The organism is Priestia sp. ABM2_011 (assembly GCF_056158845.1).
Genome location: NZ_JBSWUB010000001.1, coordinates 466293 through 485400, shown reverse-complemented (window position 1 = coordinate 485400; position 19108 = coordinate 466293). Strand labels below are relative to the sequence as shown.

Sequence of the window (19108 nt, the reverse complement as noted above, 5' to 3'; positions counted from 1 at the left end):
AAGCCCTCCAAATAAGTTGATAATTTCGACGTTCGTAGTATATCACATTTGCCAAGAAGTTTAATACCTCTATTCAAAAAAGGAGCCTGCAAGCAGTCGTTTCTTGACGCAAATAAGAGAAGGTTTTGCCTCTTTTATCTAAAATGAGACAACTCCTTCTCTCCTTTCACTATGTAGCTATTAGCTAGAGTGACGTTCCTTTAATACTGATAGGACATCGTCCAAAGGCAGCTTTTGCTCACGAAGTAAAACAAGTACGTGGTACAGTAAATCCGCAACTTCCCACTTCAGCTCATCATGGTCACGATTTTTTGCTGCAATAATCACTTCACCTGCTTCTTCTCCTACTTTTTTGAGGATTTTATCTACGCCTTTATCGAATAAGTACGTCGTATAAGCTCCTTCTGGCATTTCAGCTTCACGCTTAGCAATCACTTCTTCTAGCTCATTAATAATAGCAAACCGATTATCATTTTGTTTATTTTCGCCAAGAATTGTTTCATTAAAACAGCTGTAAGCCCCCGTATGACAAGCAGGACCTTGAGGCTCCACTTTTACAACAAGAGAATCAGCATCACAGTCATATGCCATGCTCACAATTTTTTGTGTGTTCCCAGAGGTTGCGCCCTTGTGCCATAACTCTTGTCGAGAACGGCTGTAAAACCATGTTTCACGTGTATCAATTGATTTTTGAAGTGATTCTTCGTTCATATAAGCCAATGTTAAAACTTCTTTGCTCACAGCATCTTGTACAATAGCTGGCACAAGTCCATCACTGTTGAATTTAATGTTTTCAATCGTCATCGAATGCTCACTCCTTGTTGTTTTGCATAGCTTTTAATTTCTTTTACAGATGTTTCTTTATAGTGAAAGATCGAAGCCGCCAAAGCCGCGTCAGCTTCTCCTTTTTCAAACGCATCGACAAAATCTTGACCATTTCCTGCGCCGCCAGAAGCAATAACAGGAACGCTCACCGCTTGGCTGACTGCTTTGGTTAACGCTAAATCAAACCCTGACTTTTCGCCGTCTTTATCCATGCTCGTTAACAAGATCTCACCCGCACCGCGCTTCACTGCTTCTCTTGCCCAGTCGATTACTTCCCAGTCCGTTGCATTGCGGCCTCCGTGTGTATAGACTCGCCATGATTGTAAGCTTTCATCGTACTTAGCATCGATTGCTACCACAATACACTGAGCTCCAAAAAAGTCGGACCCTTCTGTAATCAGTGCTGGATTGAGTACGGCCGCTGTATTTAATGACACTTTGTCTGCACCAGCACGAAGCATTCTCTTCATATCTTCTAATGCATTAATTCCTCCGCCCACCGTAAAAGGAATCGCTAGCTGAGATGCTACTTCTTCTACAACATGTACCATTGTTTTGCGTCCTTCATGAGAAGCAGAAATATCTAAAAAGACTAATTCATCTGCGCCTTCTTCATCATAAAATTTCGCCAACTCTACAGGATCTCCTGCATCTCGAAGTTCCACAAACTGAACTCCTTTTACCACACGGCCGTCCTTTACATCTAAACAAGGAATGATTCGTTTTGTAATCATTACGCTTTCACCTCTTGAAGTGCTTCAGCTACTGTAAACTTATTTGTATAAAGTGCTTTCCCTACAATCGCACCAATAACGCCGTCAGCTTCATATTTCTTTAGTGCATCTAGATCAGCAAGCTTACTAACTCCCCCTGATGCAATCACACCTTTTCCAGTAGCCTTAGCCATTTCAACAATTCCTTCCACATTAGGACCAGACAGCATACCATCTGTAGAAATATCCGTGAAAATAAATGTTTCCGCACCAGCATTAGCCAATTCTTTTCCTAGTTCTGTCGCTTTGATTGTAGATGTTTCCACCCAGCCTTCCGTCGCAACATAGCCATCACGTGCATCAATACCAATAGCAATACGCGCACCATATTCCTTCAACATTTTTTTCACAAATTCAGGATTTGAAATAGCTGCACTTCCTAAAATGACGCGGTCAATTCCGTTTTCTAAATAGTAAGCAACGTCAGCTTCTGAGCGAATGCCTCCTCCAATTTGCACACGTACATTTAATTTCTTTTTCACGCCTAGCACAAATTCATCATTCACGCGCTTAGCCGCTTTTGCGCCGTCTAAATCAACCATGTGAATCCACTGAGCGCCTTCACTTGCGAATTGTGTGGCCATATCTACCGGAGAGTCTCCGTACACCGTTTCTTTTGTGTAATCTCCTTGAAGCAAACGGACGCACTTCCCTCCGCGCATATCAATGGCTGGATATATTTCAAATTTGCTCATACGATGGGCTCCTTTTCTCTACGAAGTTTGCATAATTTTGAAGCATTTGCATTCCGATTGCACTGCTTTTTTCAGGGTGGAATTGAGTGCCAAATACGTGTTCTTTTCCAACAACTGCTGGAACTTCAACATCATAAGGACTTGTTGCTAAAAGCACGTCTTGGTCGTTTGTTTTTACGTAATAAGAGTGAACAAAGTACACGTGACCTGCACTGATTCCATCAAGCAGAGCGGACTGCTGATGAAAATCTAAAGAGTTCCAGCCCATATGCGGAACTTTATATGTCTGTCCTTCCGCAGTAATGCCGGGAATACGCTCGACTCTCCCTTTTAACAGTTCCAGCCCTTTTGTTACACCGTTCTCATCGCTTTCTTCAAATAAAAGCTGCATACCTAAACAAATTCCAAGCAAAGGCATTCCTTTTTCTACTTCTTCTTTAATAAAGTCCGTCAGCTTTGTTTGATTCAGCTGTTCCATCGCATCTTTGAATGCTCCAACTCCAGGAAGAATCAGCCCTTTTGCCTTTCTTAGTTCTGCAGGATCTGCGGAGATGATATAGTCATAGTTTAATCGTTCAAGAGCTTTACTTACGCTGTATAAGTTTCCCATCCCATAGTCAATAATGCCAATCATTTACAACATCCCTTTCGTCGAAGGCACACCTTTGACACGCGGATCAATCGTTGTCGCTTCGTCCAAAGCACGTGCTAATGCCTTAAATACCGCTTCAATAATGTGGTGCGTATTTTTACCGTAGTGTACGATTACATGTACATTCATGCGAGATTCTAATGCAAATTTCCATAAAAATTCATATACAAGCTCTGTATCAAATGTACCGACGCGCGAAGCGGGAATGTCACCTTTAAATTCAAAATGAGGACGATTGCTTAAATCTACTACGACTTGGGCTAACGCGTCATCCATTGGTACAAACGCATTTCCATAGCGTTTAATTCCTTTTTTATCACCGAGCGCTTCTTTGAACGTTTGACCAAGGCAAATACCGATATCTTCCGTTGTATGGTGATCATCAATCTCCGTGTCTCCATCTGCTTTTACATCAAGGTTAAACTGTCCGTGTTTTGTAAATAAATCGAGCATATGATTTAAAAAAGGAACGCCTGTATCAATGTTCGCTTTTCCTTCTCCATCGATTCCAATCGCTAATGCAATATCCGTTTCGTTTGTTGTACGTTTAATACTTGACTCTCTCATTGTGAAACTCCTTTCAACTGTGCATGTAATAAGTAAAGAAAAGAACATTTCTACTCTTTTTTTAATCTCCGCCTTATTTTTTAAAGCGTTCTTCAACCGCCCTTGCATGAGCTTCTAGCCCTTCTAAACGAGCAAACGCTGCGATTTTTGAGACATTTTTCTGCAGGGCTTGTTGGCTGTATGAAATAATACTAGACTTCTTCACAAATGAATCAACTGATAAAGGACTTGAGAATTTTGCTGTCCCATTGGTTGGAAGAACATGGTTTGGTCCAGCGAAATAATCGCCAACAGGTTCTGAACTGTATCTTCCTAGAAAAATAGCACCGGCATGACGAATGGAACCTAAAAGTTCAAGCGGACTTTCAGTCATAATTTCTAAATGCTCAGGGGCTAATTGATTCACAGCTTCAACCGCTTCTTCTAATGACCCGGTCACATAAATAGCGCCATGGTTATCAATAGAAGGTTTGGCAATTTCTTTACGTGGTAAAGATTCTACTTGCCTTTCCACTTCTTCTTTAACAGCTTCGGCTAACTTCATAGAAGGCGTAACTAAAATACTTGAAGCTAATTTGTCATGTTCTGCTTGAGACAATAAATCAGCGGCCACTTCGTTCGGCTTAGCCGTATCGTCTGCTAGTACGACAATTTCACTAGGTCCAGCAATTGAGTCAATGTCTACTAAGCCATATACTTCTCTCTTCGCCAATGCAACAAAGATATTACCAGGCCCTACAATTTTATCGACGGGTTGAATTGTTTCTGTTCCATAGGCAAGTGCTCCTACTGCCTGAGCTCCCCCTACTTTATAAATTTCTTCGACCCCAAGCTCACTCGCTGCTACAACTACTCCAGCAGGAAGCGCGCCGTCTTTTCCTGGAGGTGAAACCATCACGATACGTTTTACACCTGCCACTTGAGCAGGAATGACATTCATTAAAACGGAAGAAGGATACGCTGCAAGACCTCCCGGTACATAAACACCTACTGCATCTAAAGGCGTTACTTTCTGCCCTAAAATGGTGCCGTCTTCTTTTGTTGTCATCCAAGACTGCTCGACCATTCTTTCGTGGTAATCACGAATGTTGTCAGCAGCTTCACGAATGATTGACAGCATATCTGCATCAACCAGCTCATAAGCACGCTTCTTTTCTTGTTCTGTCACAAGCAAAGAAGAAAGCTCAACGCCGTCAAATTGGGCTGTATATCTTTTTAAAGCTTCGTCTTTTTGCTCTTGCACTTGCTTTAAAATATTTACGACAATTTCTCTTTGGGCACTCGTCCCTTGATCAATCGTACGCTTTAAGCTCACTTGTTCTGTTACACGTGTAATTTTCAATGTATGTCACCTCTTTTATACAGGTTGAACCACTTGGGCTAAACGATTCACTAAATCATCAATTCGTTCGTCTTTTAAACGATAGCTTACAGGGTTCACAATCAAACGCGATGTAATATCTTCAATGTGCTCCAATTCAACAAGTCCGTTCTCTTTTAGTGTTTGTCCTGTTGATACAATATCAACAATCCGATCAGCAAGGCCGATTAAAGGCGCTAATTCAATCGAACCATTCAATTTAATAATCTCTACTTGCTCTCCTTGCTCCCTGAAATAAGTAGATGCTACATTTGGATATTTGGTTGCCACTTTTTGAGCAATTTCTGATTTTTTAGCATTAGGCAAGCCGGCAACGGCCAGATGACATTTACTAATATTTAAATCCAACAGCTCATAGACATCTCGTTCTTCTTCTAACATTACGTCTTTGCCTGCAATACCAAGATCCGCTACTCCGTATTCTACATAAGTAGTAACGTCCATTGGTTTCGCTAAAATAAAGCGCATGTTCTCTTCAGGAATGTCTACAATCAGCTTGCGCGAATCGTCAAATTCTGGCGGCAATTGAAAGTCTGCTTGACGCAAAAGTTCAGCTGCTTCTTCAAAAATACGTCCTTTTGGCATTGCAATTGTTAATAGTTCACTCATTATTGTCCCCCCTTGCCTCGTTTTCCAATTAGAAACGTGACTTCTTCAAACTGTGCAGTAAATACATCAACATCATCAACGCCCGCAATTTCCTGAGTCACTACCCGGTATCCTTGCTTGCGCTGTTCAGCAGCTAAAGCTAATGCCTCATCTAAACGCTCTTGACTATATAATATGCCGTATACTACTGAAGGCTCATATACTTCTTCGCCCAGCGCTTCAATTAAGCGGTCGAGCTGAATTCCAAATCCTGTAGCTGGTGTTTTAGACGCGAATTTTTCAAGAAGCTGGTCATAACGTCCTCCATTACCGATATGGAAACCAACGTTTTCAGCAAAAACTTCAAATAAAATACCTGTGTAATAGCTCATATGACTGACTAAGTTAAAATCAATTTTAATTTCATCCGTTACACCGTACGCATCAAGCATATTCCATAGCTTTTTCAAATCACCGGCTGCTTTTTGCCCAGCTTCGTTTTCAACGAGTTCAACCGCTTCTTCAATCTTCTTTTCATCTCCACGCAGGTTAAGCAGCTGAAGGAGACGCTGTTTATCGATAGAAGATAGATTCAAATCTTTTACATGATTACGATAACCCACGTAATTTTTCTCATATAAAAAGCGGCGAAGCACGTTAGCACGTTCTTCATTTCCGACAATCTCTAAAAAAAGCGAATTAACGAACCCGATGTGGCCAATTGCGACTTTAAATGATTTAAGTCCCGCTCTTTTTAATGCGCCGATCATGAGAGCAATGACTTCAGCATCGCTGCTCATCGTAGCGTCTCCAATTAGCTCAACGCCTATTTGTTCAAACTCCGCCGGGCGGCCACCCTCACGCTGCTGAGCTCGGAATACATTTGCTTCATAAGCTAAGCGCAAAGGAGAATTATTTAAAAGTTTTGAAGCGGCCACACGTGCAAATGGCGTTGTTACATCCGGTCGCAGCACAAGCGTATGCCCTTCTTTATCTAAAAGTTTAAACAATTGTTGATCTAAAATAGCTGATGCGCTTCCTACCGTCTCGTAGTATTCCACAGTAGGTGTTGCCATATATTGATAGCCCCAGCTGCTGATTTCATCTGCCAGCTGACTGCGAACTTGTTTTTTTCTTTCAAAAAGAGCTGGCAGGGTATCTCTCATTCCAAGGGGTTTTTCAAACATAAATAACTTTGACATTCTGACACGTCCTTTAAGCTTGATTTTATCTATTAAGGAACCATTGATAGGTTGATTTTACTTTATCACGCTAATGTATTAGCGAAATAACAAATTAAAGTTATTGATAGTTTACACCCGATAAAGTCAGCCGTCAACCGCCAGCTGTTCAAATTTACAAAAAAAACCACAGCTTAGTTCTTGCTAAGTTGTGGCTTTAGGTTCTGCTTCCCTGCGCTTTTCCATTTCTTCTTTTGTATAGATGACACGCATAGGGTTACCTCCAACAAAGAAACCGGGTGCTACATCTTTATGAACCACCGTTCCAGCCGCTACAACCGCTTCGTTGCCGATTGTTACACCTGGAAGGATGGTGCTATTTGCTCCAATCATCACTTCATCCCCAATGATGACATCTCCAAGACGATATTCCGTTATCAGATATTCATGAGCGAGAATAGTGGTATTGTATCCAATGACCGTATTGCGTCCTACTTGTATTTTTTCAGGAAACATAATATCGAGCATCACCATAAGGGCAAAGGATGTTTGAGGTCCTACTTTCATCCCTAAGCACGCTTTATACAGCCAGTTTTTCATCGAAAGAAAAGGCGTATAACGAGCGCATTGAATGATGAGGAAGTTGCGCACTACTTTCCAAAAAGGCACGGTCTTATAGACATGCCAAAGGGAGTTAGCTCCTTTAACCGGATAGCGCGTTGTTTTTCTCACTGACGTTCTCCTTTTAATATATCAATTAAATCCGTCATATTTTCTAAAATAATATCAGGGTTATAAGAAGCGATATGATCTCTTCCTTTTGCACTCCAAGCAACTCCAGCTGTTTTCGTGTAAGCTCTTTGGCCGGAAACGATATCGTGATGGTTATCTCCTACCATCAGCGCTTCTTCAGGTTTAGCATCAAGCAGATTCAGCGCTTTTTCGACCGGCTCAGGATGCGGCTTTGCATTTGTTACGTCTTCAATTGCGACAATCGTATCAAAGAACTGATCTAACTTTGTTAACTTAAGCCCCATCATGACCGTATTTCTTTGCTTAGTTGTGACAATACCTAATTTATAATTCTGCTCGTGCAGCCATTTAACTGTTTCAAGTACGCCTTCAAATTCTTTCACAAGCAAATCATGATTAGCTAGATTATGCGTGCGATACATCTCAATCATTTCGTTTACTTTCGTTTTATCCATTTCTACAAACGTGTCGTATAAAGGCGGACCCATGAACTGTAAAATATCTTCACGAGTGTATTGTTCAGGATAATAGTGATTAAGCGTATGAGTAAACGAAGCAATAATTAATTCATTTGTATCAATTAACGTACCGTCTAAATCAAACAAAACCGTATTAATCGTCATTATTCATTTCCTTCCCTTGCGTCAAATCAAGTTTGTCTAAACCTTGTAGCTTTTCTTCATTTACGCCTTAGATTGTGCTTCTTCATTCTCTAAGTATTTCTGTTTACTCATTCCCGTCACGCGGCGGATAATAATTAAAATAATGGCGATGACAATCAGTGCAAGTGAAACAACTTGAGCGATTCTGAGTGTATGCGTCAGCATTAAACTATCCGTGCGAAGCCCTTCTACAAAGAAGCGTCCAACTGAGTACCAGATTAAATAAGATAAGAAAATTTCTCCTTTTCGCAGACTGGTGCGGCGAAGTACCATCAACAGGATAAATCCGGCAAAATCCCATAATGATTCGTATAAAAACGTAGGGTGATAATATGTACCATTAATATACATTTGGTTAATAATAAAATTTGGAAGGTGCAACCCTTCTAAAAAAGCACGGGTAACCGGCCCCCCATGTGCCTCTTGATTCATAAAGTTGCCCCAGCGCCCAATGGCTTGGCCAAGGATTAAACTAGGCGCAGCAATATCAGCCAACTTCCAAAATGAAATCTTTTTTACTTTCGAATACACAATGGCAGTTAATACGCCTCCGATTAAGCCACCATGAATGGCGATCCCGCCTTGCCAAATCTGAGGTATTTCGTTCAAATGCTTTGAATAGTATCCCCATTCAAAGGATACATAATAAATTCGTGCACAAATAATAGCTATTGGCACAGCAAATAGAATAAGATCAACAAATGTATCTTTTGATAAGCCTCTTCTTACGCTTTCTCTTGTCGCAATATAAAGACCCAACAGAACACCTGCACCGATAATGACACCATACCAGTAGACCGTTAGAGGGCCAATTTCAAGGAAAACGCGATCTAACGGCTGAATAGTTGCTTCCACAAGTTAACACCCTTTCTTATAAATCTTCACGGTCTCCTTCTTCAATTACATCTGTTAGACGTGCAGAAAATTGTTCTGCTGCGTTAATACCCATACGCTTTAAGCGGAAGTTCATTGCTGCCACTTCAATGATAACAGCTAAGTTTCGTCCCGGACGTACTGGCAATGTAATTTTTGTAACGTCTGTATCAATAATTTTCATTTTATCTTCTTCTAAACCAAGGCGATCATAATGTTTCTGCTGATCCCATGTCTCTAACTGAATAACAAGTGAAATTCGCTTATAGCTTCGTACAGCTCCTGCGCCGAATAGCGTCATCACATTGATGATCCCTAGTCCTCGAATTTCAAGCAAATGCTCGATTAAACCAGGCGCATTTCCTACAAGGGTGTCTTGATCTTCTTGACGGATTTCCACACAGTCATCGGCTACTAGACGATGCCCCCTCTTAACAAGCTCTAGAGCTGTTTCACTTTTACCAACGCCGCTTTTTCCCATGATTAATACACCAATTCCGTATATATCAACTAATACGCCGTGCAGGGCAGTCGTAGGTGCTAGCCTGCTTTCAAGAAAATTCGTTAAATGGCTGGAAAGTCGCGTTGTTTTAAAGCTTGAACGCAGCACGGGAACTGATTCACGCTCTGAAGCTTCGATAAGTTCTTTCGGTACATCCATTTCGCGGGAAACAATGATAGCCGGCGTGATATCTGTACACATTTTTTCCATTCGAACTTTTTTTTGTTCCTCATCTAACTGTTTAAAAAATGATAGTTCTGTTTTACCTAACAGCTGGATACGTTCTGCTGGGTAGTATGTAAAATAACCTGCCATTTCAATACCCGGGCGTGAAATATCACTCGTTGAAATAGGGCGGTCGATTCCTTCTTCTCCGCTAATAAGCTCTAATTTAAATTTCTCAATGATGTCTTTTGTACGTACTTTAACCACCGTGCATCCTCCTTTTATAAACAGTCATATACCTGTTCATGTCTACAGTATATCCAACTCTCGCTTTTATGTCGCGTTTGGTTCTACTAGCCACTTTATTTTATCATTAATACAGAAAGAAAAGAAAAAAAAGATGGCATAGGCTGCATCGCCTTACCATCTTTTTTAGAAAATTAAATATTGCAAGAAAGTTATCTTCTATTTTGAAGCGGTTCAACAATCACTCGTTGAATAAGCGCATTTAGAAGCGACATAATTACCGAGGCTAAAAGCGCTGTACCAAACCCGTCAATATTAAAAGAATCTCCCATAACACTTTGTGTAATCATCAGCGTAATGGCATTAATGACGAATAAGAATAGGCCAAGCGTAAGAAATGTCACCGGCAGGGTAAGTAAAATTAAAATCGGCTTAACAAACACATTCAAAATCGATAGAATTAAGCTCGCGATAATAGCTGCACTGACCGATTCCAAGTGAAAGGTGTCAATATAACCTGCGATTACGATTAATACGAGGGCATTGATTAAAATACTAATGATTCCACGCAATAACATTTTTAGAAATCTCCTTCTTCATTTGGAACTAAAAACACAAAAATCATATATAAAATGACCGGAGTACCTACTGTAAAAAATAAACTGATGATAAACAATACGCGGAGTAGTGAAGCATCTATTCCGATATACTGAGAAATACCGCCGATAACACCCGCAAGCTTGCGATTTGTTCGCGAACGATACAACTTTCGCACGTTAATCATCTCCTTTGTTTTTTTACTAAAACAAGCATTTTCTATTTTATAACAATTGAGCCCGTTTTGGATTCAGCTAACAATTTATAGCCTTTCGGCGAAGCGACATTTGCTTTGAAACGAAGTTGTTTCATCACCGTTTCTTTTTTCTCATCTACTATTTCCATCTCAGGAAGTGTACACGTAAAATTCCCAAAGTTAGATTTCAAATCTCCATCAACGGAGAGGTGGGACGGCGTATAGAGCGTAATGCTTCCTGTAGTCGTTTTGAAAAATGCTTTTTCAATGCGCTCTCCTTTTAAATACGTATCAATATCCCCGTTAAATGTCTGAACATCAATCTTTTTTGTATCTCCATCAAATTTAACCGTTCCATTGATTGTTTCAAGCTCACATTTCGAAGCGAGTATTCGAGAAAGTTCCATATGCCCGTTTGATGTCTCCATTTCAAGAGAATGGCTATTCACATCGTAAAAGCGGATGGTGCCATTAGCTGTTTTGGCTTTCAGGTCTCGTACGCTTAGTCTTTCCCCATCGATTGAACCATTAAACATACGGAGCTTGACGCGTTCATATTCCATTTCTGGAATATAAATAATCGCTTTCACCTTCATTTGCTTTTGCTGAATTGCAAAGCGCAGTTTGCCATTTTCGATGGAAAATGCGGTATGCTGCAAGAAAGTGCGGCGCGCTTCATCCGAATTCTCTACTTTGTAGATAGCAGCTTCACACTCTATTCGTACTTCTGTACTTCCCCAAGGTCGGAGTTGAACGCTTCCATTTGCTAAATCTACGTCAATCTCTTGAATATATGCTTCTGATTGCTGAAAGATGTGCTGAACGTCAATCGAAGGACCAAAGTTAAAATCTAAATCTCCTTCTTTTACTTTTTTTACCGTTTGATCTACAAATGTAAATAATTTTTCCTTTAAAGAGCTTTGAGATGACTTAGAAGCGTACGTTTTTTTCTGTTTTCCTCCTACATAAGGGGATAGCTCAGCTTTATCAGGCGTAGCATAGTAAGAGTCATTAGCTGAGTCTTTTTCCAGTGAATTCAGCAAGGTTAAAGCCTCATCTACGCTAAGTTTCCCTTCTTCTACCATCTGTAAAATTTGTTTGCGCTTTTCACTCATACCTTCCATCTCCTCTTTACGTTTTAGTCATTTAACTTTTATCTGCTTAATATTTGTATCCCTTTTACAATATTCCATACAAACACAACAACATTAACTAAAGAAACAACAACTAAAGCTACAATTAAAAGAATAAATACCGTTCCACTAGAGCCAGTAAGAGCAGGAAGCAAGAAAAATAAGAACAATATCGCTGTAGCGATAGGTAATAAATGTGACAAAAATGCAGTTTTTGCATGTTTCTTTACTTCTATGTTATGAACAACAAAATAAATAATAATAGGTAATAAAAATGGTGCAAAGAAAACGCTAAAATAATTTAAGGAAGATAGTATGCGATTTCCTTCCATAATAATCAGCTCCTTATATCATGTATTACGTTTTAATGAGTTAAAAAGTTTCATTCTTTATAAAAAAGACACCAATGCTGGTGTCTTTTAACGAGTTAATGCCTCTGCTTTTTCAACTTTTTTCTCCATACGCTTACGGTCACGTTCTAAAATTGGTTTCAAATAATGGCCCGTATAGGATTCTTTTACTTTCGCCACTTCTTCTGGCGTACCCGTAGCCACAATTTGTCCGCCTTTATCTCCACCTTCAGGCCCTAAATCAAGTAGATAATCAGCTGCTTTGATCACGTCTAAATTATGTTCGATCACTAGAACTGTATCTCCATTTTCAACTAAACGCTGAAGCACTTTTAATAAACGTGCGATATCATCGACATGAAGACCGGTAGTCGGTTCGTCTAAAATGTACAGCGTTCTTCCTGTTGAGCGACGGTGAAGCTCTGAAGCTAACTTTACACGCTGGGCCTCTCCACCCGATAAAGTAGTGGCCGGCTGTCCAAGCGTGATATAGCCAAGCCCTACATCGTAAATGGTCTGCAGCTTCCGCTTAATCTTTGGAATGTTTTCAAAGAAGTGAAGCGCGTCTTCAACTGTCATATCCAACACATCTGAAATGTTTTGATCTTTGTATTTTACTTCTAAAGTTTCCCGGTTATATCGTTTGCCGTGGCAGACTTCGCAAGGAACGTATACATCTGGCAGGAAATGCATTTCGATTTTAATAATACCGTCTCCTCGACAAGCTTCACATCGGCCGCCTTTCACGTTAAAGCTAAAGCGGCCTTTTTTATATCCGCGCACTTTTGCTTCGTTTGTTTGGGCAAATACATCTCGAATGTCATCAAATACACCCGTATAGGTTGCAGGGTTTGAACGAGGCGTACGGCCTATGGGAGACTGATCAATATCAATGACTTTATCTAAATGTTCAATGCCTTTGATTTCTTTATGTTCTCCTGCTTTGCTTTTTGCTTTATGCAGCTTTTGCGCCAATGATTTGTGAAGGATATCATTTACAAGCGTACTCTTACCTGATCCAGATACACCTGTAACAGCTGTGAATACACCTAACGGAAGCTTTGCTTTTACATTTTTTAAATTGTTTTCTTTTGCTCCTATAATTTCAATCATCCGATCTTTATCTATCGAACGTCTTTCGGCTGGAAGTGGAATAAACTTCTCTCCTGATAGATATTGACCCGTTAAGGAATTTTCATCATCCATCACTTCCTGAGGCGTGCCTTGAGAAACAACGGCACCCCCGTGTACGCCGGCTCCTGGTCCGATATCAATTAAATAATCAGCTGCCATCATCGTATCTTCATCATGCTCTACAACAATCAACGTATTTCCAATATCGCGCATGTCTTGCATTGTGCGAATTAAGCGATCGTTGTCACGTTGATGAAGACCGATAGAAGGTTCATCTAAAATATAAAGAACCCCCGTCAAACGAGAACCGATTTGAGTAGCCAAGCGAATGCGCTGCGCTTCCCCTCCTGAAAGAGTTCCAGCAGAGCGGTTCAATGTTAAGTAATCAAGTCCCACGTTAATGAGAAAGCTTAGACGCTCACGAATTTCACGCAGTATCATATCCGCAATCTTCATGTCTTTTTCAGATAAACTGAGACTTTCAAAAAAGTCATATGCTTCTTTTACTGAAAAGCGTGTTGTATCTCCTATATGCTTTTCGTCAATAAGCACCGCTAAGCTTTCGCGTTTTAAACGATTTCCTTTACATTTTGGACAAGCTTGCTGAGCCATGTATTTTTCCATTTGCTCACGGATATAATCAGAACTTGTTTCATGATAACGGCGTTCTACGTTCCGAAGCACACCTTCAAATTCGATATGATTTTCTCTTACTTGGCCAAAATCATTTTCATAGCGAAAGTGAATTTTTTCTTTACCGCTGCCATATAATACTTTATCAAATAAATGTTCCGGGATATCTCGAACCGGCACATCCATGTCGATGCCGTAATGTGTACATACGGCTTCAAGCAGCTGCGGATAGTATTGAGAACTTGTTGGCTCCCAAGGTGCAATAGCGTGCTGATGAAGTGTTAAGTCATAGTTAGGAATCACTAAATCTTTATCCACTTCCAATTTCGTTCCTAACCCGTCACACGTTGGACACGCCCCGTACGGACTATTAAATGAAAACATGCGGGGCTCAAGTTCTCCAATGGAGAAGCCACATTTTGGACAAGCATGATGCTCGCTAAAAAGTAATTCTTCCTCACCTATTACATCAATAATTACTTTCCCATCTCCAAGGCGAAGAGCTGATTCCAAAGAGTCCGACAAACGAGCGGCTACACCTTCTTTGACAACAACGCGATCAATCACTACTTCAATGGAGTGCTTTTTGTTTTTTTCCAGTTCAATTTCTTCTGTTATTTCACGCATTTCTCCGTCTACTCGAATGCGAACGTACCCTTCCTTTTTAATATCTTCTAATACTTTTACATGGGTGCCTTTTCGGCCAGATACCACAGGGGCCAGTACTTGAAGTTTTGTACGTTCAGGGTACTCTAAAATTCTATCTACCATTTGCTCAATCGTTTGAGACGTAATTTCAATTCCATGATTAGGACAAATCGGCTTTCCTACACGAGCAAACAAAAGGCGCAAATAGTCATAGATTTCGGTCACAGTTCCGACGGTTGAACGAGGGTTTCGGCTCGTTGTTTTTTGATCGATTGAAATAGCAGGCGACAATCCTTCGATCGAATCTACATCTGGCTTATCCATTTGACCTAAAAACTGTCTTGCATACGCCGAAAGTGACTCGACATAACGTCTTTGTCCTTCAGCATAGATTGTATCGAAAGCTAAAGAAGATTTACCAGAACCTGACAACCCTGTTAATACCACTAATTTGTCTCGCGGGATTTCAATATCGATATTTTTCAAATTGTGGGCTCGTGCACCTTTTACCACGATTTTTTCCATCGCCATGTTTTATCACCCTTCCGCTTTTAATTCTAGAATCAAGTCACGAAGCTCAGCTGCGCGTTCAAAGTTAAGCGCTTTGGCTGCTTCTTTCATTTCTTGTTCCATTTCTTCTACGAGCTTTGCTTTTTCTTTTTTATTGAGTTTATCAAATGCCGGTGCTTCTTCATACGTTTCTGTATCTTCTGCTACTACTGTTGCACGAATTGAGCCTCGAACTTCTTTTTGAATCGTTGTCGGTGTAATACCATGCTCTTCGTTGTAAGCTTCTTGAATACTTCTACGACGCTTGGTCTCATTGATAGCAATGTCCATGGAGTTTGTGATGCGATCTGCATACATAATGACATGTCCATTAGCATTTCGCGCAGCACGTCCGATGGTTTGAATAAGCGATCGTTCTGAACGCAAGAATCCTTCTTTGTCCGCATCTAATATGGTTACTAACGAAACTTCTGGAATATCTAAACCTTCACGAAGTAAGTTAATCCCTATGAGCACATCATATTTTCCAAGCCGCAGCTCTCGGATAATTTCAATACGCTCGAGCGTCTTCACCTCAGAGTGAAGATATTGAACTTTAATGCCAATTTCTTTTAAGTAGTTCGTTAAATCCTCAGACATTTTCTTTGTTAACGTCGTGACGAGCACTCGTTCATTTCGCTTAATCCGGTCGTGAATTTCTCCAATTAAATCATCAATCTGCCCTTCAATTGGTCGAACTTCAATATTTGGATCTAATAATCCCGTTGGACGGATAATTTGTTCAATCACCTCAGGCGCCTTCTCAAGTTCGTAAGGACCTGGTGTTGCTGAAACATGGACGATTTGTTTAATATGCTGTTCAAATTCATCAAATTTAAGCGGACGGTTATCTAATGCAGACGGCAAGCGGAAACCATGGTCCACCAACACTTGTTTACGCGCTTGGTCTCCATTATACATTCCTCTAACTTGAGGAATGGTAACGTGGGATTCATCCACCACAAGAAGGAAATCTTCCGGGAAGAAATCCAGCAGTGTATAAGGTGTAGAACCAGCCGGACGAAGCGTTAAATGACGAGAGTAATTCTCGATTCCTGAACAAAATCCCATTTCTCTCATCATTTCTAGGTCGTAGCGAGTGCGCTGTTCCAAGCGCTGCGCTTCTAAAAGCTTTCCTGCTTCTTTTAACTTCTCTAGCTGTTCTTCTAGTTCTTTTTCAATGTTTTGAATGGCCACACGCATTTTTTCTTCCCTCGTGACGAAGTGAGATGCCGGGAAGATAGCCACGTGTTCACGATCTCCAATAATTTCTCCTGTTAAGGCGTCGACTTCGCGAATGCGGTCAATTTCATCCCCGAAAAATTCCACGCGAATACAGTGTTCATCTCGAGACACAGGAAAAATCTCAACAACATCACCGCGAACGCGGAACGTTCCGCGCTTGAAGTCAATATCGTTTCTTTCGTACTGTACATCCACTAGCGTACGAAGCAGCTGATTGCGTTCTTTTTCCATTCCTACTCGAAGAGATACGACCATTTCTTTGTATTCTTCCGGAGACCCTAATCCATAAATACAGGATACGCTGGCAATAATAATGACATCTTTTCGTTCAAAAAGAGCAGAAGTTGCTGAGTGACGAAGTTTATCAATCTCGTCATTAATGCTTGCATCTTTTTCAATAAATGTATCTGTTTGAGGTACATAAGCTTCAGGCTGATAGTAATCATAGTAACTGACAAAGTATTCGACTGCATTATTAGGAAAAAACTCTTTAAACTCACTGTACAATTGACCAGCAAGCGTTTTGTTATGAGCCATAATTAATGTTGGCTTATTTATTTCCTTAATAACATTAGACATAGTGAAGGTTTTTCCCGTTCCTGTAGCACCTAACAAAACTTGATGCTGCTTACCTTCTTTAATTCCTTTCACAATCTTTTCAATTGCCTTTGGCTGATCACCTTGCGGTTGATATGGGGATACTAATTCAAACTGATCTTTCAAATGAAGGCCTCCGTTTCTATTTTCTTGTTTTATCTATTTTTATTACGATATGTAAAAACCGAAAACACGAACTGATATTCGTATTTTATCACTTTATACTCATAAATGAAACTAATGAGTATTAATCTTATATAGTGTTTGTTTGTTTTGATTTTTTACCCTGTTACTTTATTACCCACTAAATTCTTATACTACCCTTTTCGAGGGGAATACAACTCTTTAGATGAAAGCAATAAAAGAAAGTAAGCTGCCTAATTGTCTGAAAAGGATAGGCTTTTGCGCCAATTTCTAAATTATGATACAGTATAAAAAATATGTACTGAGAGGGGTTTAGTATGGCAAGCGTTGATCAAGTTCTTATAAATAACTCCTTTATAACAGTTGAAGAATCAACTTCTTTAGCTAAAGTGAAATCTGAACTTTCCAACTATGATTTCGTTGTAGTCACAGCAAGTACCTTTTATGTAATACAAAAAGATGAACGATACCTTTTAACAGGTCATGACGAGGCATCGTCCATTAAAAAAGTAATAGCGGACACAAATTGGCCTTCATCTTCTACTTCTACGTTAGCCAATTTACAAGCCAACACAAACTGGAATAGACCAGTCCTCATTCAAGCAGAAAACCAAGAAACCACAATAGGACTTGTAACACCTTCACAGTGGATTACACATTTGCATAGCCAAAATGAGATATTAGCTTCCTATTTTGATACATTGGCAGAAACCATTAATGATGCAGTGACAGCGGTCGATCATGAAGGAAATGTAATCTTGTGGAATACTGCTGCGGAACATACGTATAAGATTCAGAGAGATGATATTATTGGTAGAAAAATCGGAGAGCATTTTAAAGATGAATCCATCATTCTACATACGATTCTAAATGAAGGGCGTCCTGTGCGCGGAACGTATCATCGTCCTAATGAACAAACTCACGTGCTCATCAATGCATCTCCTATTATAAGAAACAACCGAGTCATAGGTGGAGTCGCAACCGAACATGACATTACCAATATTGTAAGACTAAATGAAGAAATTGATGTATCTCTTCTCATTCCGAAAGATAATCCATTTTCTTCTTTTGCGGGTATCAGTCCTGAAATTAAGCAAGCCGTTGACATTGCCAAAAAAGTGGCATCTACAGATATGCCTATTTTATTAACAGGAGAACCTGGTTCTGGGAAAGAAATGCTGGCTCAGGCCATCCACTACGGGGAATCCAAACATAAAGAACCTTTTTTATCTTTAAATTGCGCCACTATTCCATCTGGACTTCTGGAAATTGAACTCTTTGGTCATCAAAAAGACGTCTTTTCAGAAGATCCAACGACCATTGCAGGAAAACTGGAGCAGGCTCATAACGGGACGTTATTTATTGAAGAAATTGATAAAATGCCTCTTGAAATTCAAGTTAAGTTTCTCCGTTACTTGGAAGAACGAGCCTTTTATCACGTTGGAGGCACGGAAGAAATTCAAGTCCAAACCCGAATTGTAGCCTCTACTACGACGCCTTTGGAAGAGTTGCTAAAAGCCGGTGAATTCCATGAAAATCTTTACTATTTGTTGACCGTCATTAATATTATCATTCCGCCGCTTCGAGACCATAAAGAAGACATTGAAGCATTAACGCAGCAATTTGTACAGGAATTTAGTAAAAAGTATAAAAAGAAGGCTCCTTTCATCAGCTCTGAAGTTCTCGAAGCCTTTATGCAATACGATTGGCCAGGAAATATTCGCGAGCTGAGAAATACGATTGAACGAATGATTTTTCTTAGTGATCAGTCGTTGATTACCCTTACGCACCTTCCTGACAATCTGAAGGATGCCAGTTCTTTCACAGAAGTTCAAAAAGAAGAAGATTCTCTCCAAGAAGCTAGGCTAATAGAAGAGACTCTTCAAAAAACCTATGGAAACAAAAGTGCAGCAGCAGATCTGCTTGGCATTTCGCGCGGCACCCTTTATAACAAAATCAAAGAATACGGATTAAACTAATTAAAAAATTCGACACGAAGCTCAGGATACTTGTGTCGAA

At 40.1% G+C, this 19108-nt stretch carries 19 protein-coding genes; 1 reads left to right on the top strand and 18 read right to left on the bottom strand.

All coding sequences use genetic code 11. The features are described 5' to 3' along the window. Positions 1–180: 180 nt before the first annotated feature. The 18 genes from hisIE to uvrB form a co-directional block, all read right to left on the bottom strand. Positions 181–804 (bottom strand): bifunctional phosphoribosyl-AMP cyclohydrolase/phosphoribosyl-ATP diphosphatase HisIE, encoded by a 624-nt coding sequence (hisIE, locus tag ACXAE4_RS02570; protein WP_013059715.1) that lies wholly within the window; start codon positions 802–804, stop codon positions 181–183. Continuing rightward, positions 801–1559 (bottom strand): imidazole glycerol phosphate synthase subunit HisF, encoded by a 759-nt coding sequence (gene hisF, locus ACXAE4_RS02565; RefSeq protein WP_025752585.1) that lies wholly within the window; start codon positions 1557–1559, stop codon positions 801–803. Before hisF ends, hisIE begins: the two co-directional genes overlap by 4 nt. Beyond that, positions 1559–2293 (bottom strand): 1-(5-phosphoribosyl)-5-[(5-phosphoribosylamino)methylideneamino]imidazole-4-carboxamide isomerase, encoded by a 735-nt coding sequence (gene hisA, locus ACXAE4_RS02560; RefSeq protein WP_025752584.1) that lies wholly within the window; start codon positions 2291–2293, stop codon positions 1559–1561. The genes hisF and hisA overlap by 1 nt, the downstream gene beginning before the upstream one ends. Then, complete coding sequence (gene hisH, locus ACXAE4_RS02555) at positions 2280–2927, bottom strand: imidazole glycerol phosphate synthase subunit HisH (RefSeq protein ID WP_034264272.1); 648 nt, start codon at positions 2925–2927, stop codon at positions 2280–2282. The genes hisA and hisH overlap by 14 nt, the downstream gene beginning before the upstream one ends. Then, positions 2928–3512, bottom strand: a complete 585-nt coding sequence (hisB, locus tag ACXAE4_RS02550; RefSeq protein ID WP_013059719.1) for an imidazoleglycerol-phosphate dehydratase HisB — start codon at positions 3510–3512, stop codon at positions 2928–2930. Positions 3513–3585: 73 nt separating this feature from the next. Further along, the gene (gene hisD, locus ACXAE4_RS02545; RefSeq protein WP_028412044.1) at positions 3586–4854 is read right to left on the bottom strand and encodes a histidinol dehydrogenase; all 1269 of its coding nucleotides are present in this window, start codon (positions 4852–4854) and stop codon (positions 3586–3588) included. Between the two features lie 15 nt (positions 4855–4869). Beyond that, positions 4870–5502: an ATP phosphoribosyltransferase gene (gene hisG / locus ACXAE4_RS02540; protein WP_013059721.1), complete on the bottom strand. Its 633-nt coding sequence runs from the start codon at positions 5500–5502 to the stop codon at positions 4870–4872. Further along, the gene (locus ACXAE4_RS02535; protein WP_028412043.1) at positions 5502–6683 is read right to left on the bottom strand and encodes an ATP phosphoribosyltransferase regulatory subunit; all 1182 of its coding nucleotides are present in this window, start codon (positions 6681–6683) and stop codon (positions 5502–5504) included. The genes hisG and ACXAE4_RS02535 overlap by 1 nt, the downstream gene beginning before the upstream one ends. A 183-nt stretch (positions 6684–6866) precedes the next feature. Next, positions 6867–7394, bottom strand: a complete 528-nt coding sequence (locus ACXAE4_RS02530; RefSeq protein WP_013059723.1) for an acyltransferase — start codon at positions 7392–7394, stop codon at positions 6867–6869. Further along, positions 7391–8038, bottom strand: a complete 648-nt coding sequence (ppaX, locus tag ACXAE4_RS02525) for a pyrophosphatase PpaX (protein WP_033580418.1) — start codon at positions 8036–8038, stop codon at positions 7391–7393. The genes ACXAE4_RS02530 and ppaX overlap by 4 nt, the downstream gene beginning before the upstream one ends. Before the next feature lie 60 nt (positions 8039–8098). Beyond that, positions 8099–8932: a prolipoprotein diacylglyceryl transferase gene (gene lgt / locus ACXAE4_RS02520; RefSeq protein ID WP_028412041.1), complete on the bottom strand. Its 834-nt coding sequence runs from the start codon at positions 8930–8932 to the stop codon at positions 8099–8101. A 16-nt stretch (positions 8933–8948) separates the two neighbouring features. After that, positions 8949–9884 (bottom strand): HPr(Ser) kinase/phosphatase, encoded by a 936-nt coding sequence (hprK, locus tag ACXAE4_RS02515; RefSeq protein ID WP_028412040.1) that lies wholly within the window; start codon positions 9882–9884, stop codon positions 8949–8951. Between the two features lie 191 nt (positions 9885–10075). Further along, complete coding sequence (locus ACXAE4_RS02510; RefSeq protein ID WP_013059727.1) at positions 10076–10441, bottom strand: phage holin family protein; 366 nt, start codon at positions 10439–10441, stop codon at positions 10076–10078. Between the two features lie 2 nt (positions 10442–10443). After that, a complete protein-coding gene (locus tag ACXAE4_RS02505; RefSeq protein ID WP_013059728.1) occupies positions 10444–10638 on the bottom strand; it encodes a PspC domain-containing protein in 195 nt (64 codons plus the stop codon). A 41-nt stretch (positions 10639–10679) separates the two neighbouring features. Continuing rightward, the gene (locus ACXAE4_RS02500; RefSeq protein WP_028412039.1) at positions 10680–11771 is read right to left on the bottom strand and encodes a DUF4097 family beta strand repeat-containing protein; all 1092 of its coding nucleotides are present in this window, start codon (positions 11769–11771) and stop codon (positions 10680–10682) included. 38 nt (positions 11772–11809) lie between these two features. Continuing rightward, entirely contained in the window at positions 11810–12121 is a 312-nt protein-coding gene (locus ACXAE4_RS02495) for a hypothetical protein (RefSeq protein ID WP_013059730.1), read from the bottom strand. An 87-nt stretch (positions 12122–12208) separates the two neighbouring features. Continuing rightward, positions 12209–15085: an excinuclease ABC subunit UvrA gene (gene uvrA / locus ACXAE4_RS02490; RefSeq protein ID WP_475235400.1), complete on the bottom strand. Its 2877-nt coding sequence runs from the start codon at positions 15083–15085 to the stop codon at positions 12209–12211. Positions 15086–15091: 6 nt separating this feature from the next. Continuing rightward, positions 15092–17071: an excinuclease ABC subunit UvrB gene (gene uvrB / locus ACXAE4_RS02485; protein WP_033580416.1), complete on the bottom strand. Its 1980-nt coding sequence runs from the start codon at positions 17069–17071 to the stop codon at positions 15092–15094. A 335-nt stretch (positions 17072–17406) separates the two neighbouring features. Here uvrB and ACXAE4_RS02480 point away from each other — a divergent pair, with 335 nt between their 5' ends. Continuing rightward, the gene (locus ACXAE4_RS02480; RefSeq protein ID WP_475235397.1) at positions 17407–19068 is read left to right on the top strand and encodes a sigma-54 interaction domain-containing protein; all 1662 of its coding nucleotides are present in this window, start codon (positions 17407–17409) and stop codon (positions 19066–19068) included. The last annotated feature ends 40 nt before the right edge of the window (positions 19069–19108 follow it).